This is a genomic window from Pseudoalteromonas sp. MIP2626 (assembly GCF_013414205.1).
In the GTDB taxonomy this organism is placed as follows: Bacteria; Pseudomonadota; Gammaproteobacteria; order Enterobacterales; family Alteromonadaceae; genus Pseudoalteromonas; species Pseudoalteromonas nigrifaciens.
Genome location: NZ_JAATTW010000087.1, coordinates 1 through 3,679, shown reverse-complemented (window position 1 = coordinate 3,679; position 3,679 = coordinate 1). Strand labels below are relative to the sequence as shown.

The window sequence follows — 3,679 nt, the reverse complement described above, 5'->3', positions numbered from 1 at the left end:
GTGATGATGATTTTACCGACCTAATGCCGTGGAATGTGCAGCTAGACTTCGATTATAGCTAAGCGCACTGCTTAAATGCGCGCTTACGTTATATTGGCAGGTTCTGGTACATCTTTAACATTTAATAAGCCTAATAAACCTGCAATAGCGCCAAGCATGTGGCATCTTTGGGAGTGTTGTAGTAAAGCAGATTTAAAATTATTCGAACTCGTACAGTCCGCTATTAAATACAAAGAGTTACAAGTAATTACCGATGATAAAGGTAAACCTAAAGCTGATATAGAACTTTTTTTATCCTTGTGCGACTCCGCGCTTGCCGTTGGTGATTTGTCTACCACTAGAAAAGCTCAAGTAACTAAGTTTTTAGAACAGGCTAAAAGAATCATACTTGAGAAAACTAATTTTACAGATCTTATTAGTGATACAGATGATTGGATAAGCCATGATAAATTTATTCGAGCAGTAGGTCGTAGAAGTGCGCAGCAGCAGAGGTTAAAGCTATTTACTACCAATTATGACTTGGCATTTGAACATGCTGCATCAAATACTGGGTTTGTTGTTATCGATGGTTTTGAATATTCAAACCCTGCATACTTTAATCCAATGTGGTTTAACTACGACATAGTGAATAGAGGACAATCATTAAGTAATGAAGGCGCATATCTCCCAAATGTTTTTCAGCTATATAAAATGCATGGTTCTGTGGATTGGCGAAAAATAAACGGGAGAATTAGAAAAACCTCTGCCGACAGCGAAAAGGGGGAGCCTGTTTTTATCTACCCTAGCAGCAGTAAATATCAAAACTCTTACGATTCACCATATCTAGACATGATGTCATCATTTTTAGAAGCAGTTAAAAAGCCAAGAACAGGTGTACTTTGTTTAGGTTTTGGCTTTAATGATAAGCATATTAATAACGCCTTAACAATGGCCTTAAGAACGAATCCTGAATTTATGCTAATGGTGGCTACTAAAGATCCTTTTAATGAAAGTGGCTCTTTTAATAGTGGTATTAGAGATTTGTTACGATCAGCCATAAACCACGGAGATGGAAGAATAGCTATTTTGGATTCAACTTTTGAGCAATTTTCAAGTTTATTACCTGAACGAAGATCGAAAAGCCCTGAAGATGACTTATTTAAACTGTTTGAAAAATTAGCTGAAAATGTTAAGTAGGGAGCAGAAATAAATGGATTTGCAAGAATGGTTTTCACCTTACGATTCGACTAGAAGAATTGGTAGTGTCATTAATGTTTCGGCCACTGAAATAATTGTGAACTTGTCTAAAGCGGGGTCAGGCGAGCCTAGTTGGTCATTCGGTAACAGAATTGCCGCTGGTGAAGTTAATGAGTTCGTATTTATAGATGTAGGCGAGACTGCAATACTCGGACGTCTAGTAAAAGTATGGATTGAAGGTGGGGAGCGTCTCAGTGTTGATGGTTTGGCAGATAAGCCAACAGAGAATCATCCTATTGGTTTAGTTCAAATATTAGTGAGCCTGAACCCCTCTAACGGCCGGAATTATAAAGGTATAAAGCAACATCCACGATTAGGTAGTCAAATATACTCAGCTCATCCATGTTTAGTGTCATTACTTGCTGAGGGTAAGCAAGATGATTTGGAAAATCAAATTCACCTTCCTTTGGCTAGTTTACCGCATGACGATTCCGTCACTATTCATGTTACACCAGAAAAACTTTTTTCTCGACATTGCGCAATACTCGGTGCTACAGGTGGTGGTAAAAGCTTTTCGATGGCAAAGATTATAGAAGAAGTTCATCTTGCTGGTGGTAAAGCTTTAATAATAGACCCTACGTGCGAATATCAAAACCTTCCTTGTGCAAGTTACTATGTAGGAGAACACCCATTATCAAATGAAAGTAACAGGGTTATTTTCCCTCACTGGAAGTTTACAGATAGTGATATTAGAGCATTTCTTCGACCTTCCTCACAAAGTCAATCACCAAAATTAGATGAGGCTATTAGAAGTTTAAAAGTCTACGAAGCATATCGATCAGTTCCCGCACATAACATGACTTTTCTTCCAAATGGTACCGTTCAGAAAACTGGGTGTCTTAAAATTCCCTTTGAATCAGCAGTAACAAGTATTGTTTCAGACGAGCACTTGAGGTCATGGAGATTCTCTAACCTAGCGACTCAAATAGAAAATGAATGTATTTATCCATCAGCGAACTTTGGAAAGAATCCCGAAAAATGGGGAGATGTTTCTCCTAATGACGTTGGTTATTGCTTAAATTTGGCTTCGAGAATTAGGGCATATTCGAATAACCCATACCTCAAGTGGATGATAGATCCTGATTACAAATATCAAATGATTCCTAACATTCTTGAGCGGTTCTGCGGTACTGAAGAACTAGGGCGAGTTGTCAGACTTGATTTATCCGAAGTAACCTTTGAAGCAAACTCGCGTGAGATATTAGTAAATGCAATTGGTAGAAAGTTATTGTCGTTAGCAAGAAAAGGTCAAATCAATCATCAGCAGCCACTGTTAGTTTTTATTGATGAGGCGCATCAATTTCTCAACAAAAAAGTTGGTGAAGAAACTAATAGGTTTGAGCTTGATGCTTTTGGTAATATAGCTAAAGAAGGTCGAAAGTACGGTTTGAATACTGTTATCGCTACTCAAAGGCCACGCGATATACCTGAAGATGTACTGAGTCAAATTGGTACACTTATTGTTCATAGATTAACAAATCAACATGATCAAGAGATAGTAAAAAAGGCCGTTGGTGCAATAGATCAACGCTCAGCTTCATTTCTTCCCGTATTAGGCCAAGGCGAGGCATTATTACTAGGTGTTGATTTTCCATTTCCTATGACAGTAAAAATGAAAAAACCAACAAATGAACCAACATCGAAAAGTGCGAATTTTTCTTCAAGTTGGCAATAAATAATTTATTCCGTTAACAAGTTTTACTGTTTTGGTATAAAAAACGTTTTATGTGCCCGTTATGTCCACTATACAATTTATAAATGGCTTAAAACAGTAATAATACAAGGAAATTTTGTGGAAGTGTTAGACAAACGACAAGCTGTACTAATTGAGTCAGTGCACAGAGGATTTCTCTATCAGCATTTATATGCAGTAGGCTGTTTATTTTCGGCCTCTAGTGCAAATGTTACTTCGATTGTTGTTGAGCTTGATGAAGATATAGAAATAGTAAGTGACGATAGAACGTACATTCAAGTTAAGACTCGATCTGGCCCAATCATTCCTAGTGACATCAATGGAGCCCTTGAAAGATTTAATGACCTCAGGGCAGAGCACAGTACAAATAAGCGCGTTGGTCAGGCTTTTTTTGTAATCGTTACAAATCAACCACCAAGTCCCAAACTAGCCAAATTAATTAATGGTAAAAAGTGGCCTCTTGATGTCAAATTTCTTTGGCCTGGATCAGATCAAACGCATCTACATTCTGCATATCCACCTGCATGGGGTAGTATTAATGAAGCGTAAGCGTCTAGCGAACCACACCTAGCATCGATGTTCTGATTATCTAAAAATACCTGCTCAATGATAAATTTGGAGCAGGTGATGAAAACTTACAGAACAAGCGCACAGTGGCAGCAGCTTTTGCTGCAACGCAGTACGTTTAGTGGTACTAATATTGAATTCTGCCAACACCATAATGTCGCTATTACGACTTATTATAAACAA

3 protein-coding genes are annotated in these 3,679 nt (G+C 37.9%); all 3 read left to right on the top strand.

Annotation, left to right across the window (positions count from 1 at the left end; translation table 11 throughout):
- The first annotated feature begins 75 nt into the window (after nt 1–75).
- Complete coding sequence (locus HC000_RS17915) at nt 76–1,176, top strand: SIR2 family protein (RefSeq protein WP_179808363.1); 1,101 nt, start codon at nt 76–78, stop codon at nt 1,174–1,176.
- A 13-nt stretch (nt 1,177–1,189) separates the two neighbouring features.
- On the top strand, nt 1,190–2,911 hold the full coding sequence (locus HC000_RS17910; RefSeq protein WP_179808362.1) for an ATP-binding protein: 1,722 nt from the start codon (nt 1,190–1,192) through the stop codon (nt 2,909–2,911).
- Between the two features lie 117 nt (nt 2,912–3,028).
- Nucleotides 3,029–3,478, top strand: a complete 450-nt coding sequence (locus tag HC000_RS17905; RefSeq protein WP_179808361.1) for a dsDNA nuclease domain-containing protein — start codon at nt 3,029–3,031, stop codon at nt 3,476–3,478.
- Nucleotides 3,479–3,679: the final 201 nt, after the last annotated feature.

Coding starts and splice junctions, on each gene's coding strand:
- HC000_RS17910 (WP_179808362.1), top strand. CDS start 1,190: ATGGATTTGCAAGAATGGTTTTCACCTTACGATTCGACTAGAAGAATT.
- HC000_RS17915 (WP_179808363.1), top strand. CDS start 76: ATGCGCGCTTACGTTATATTGGCAGGTTCTGGTACATCTTTAACATTT.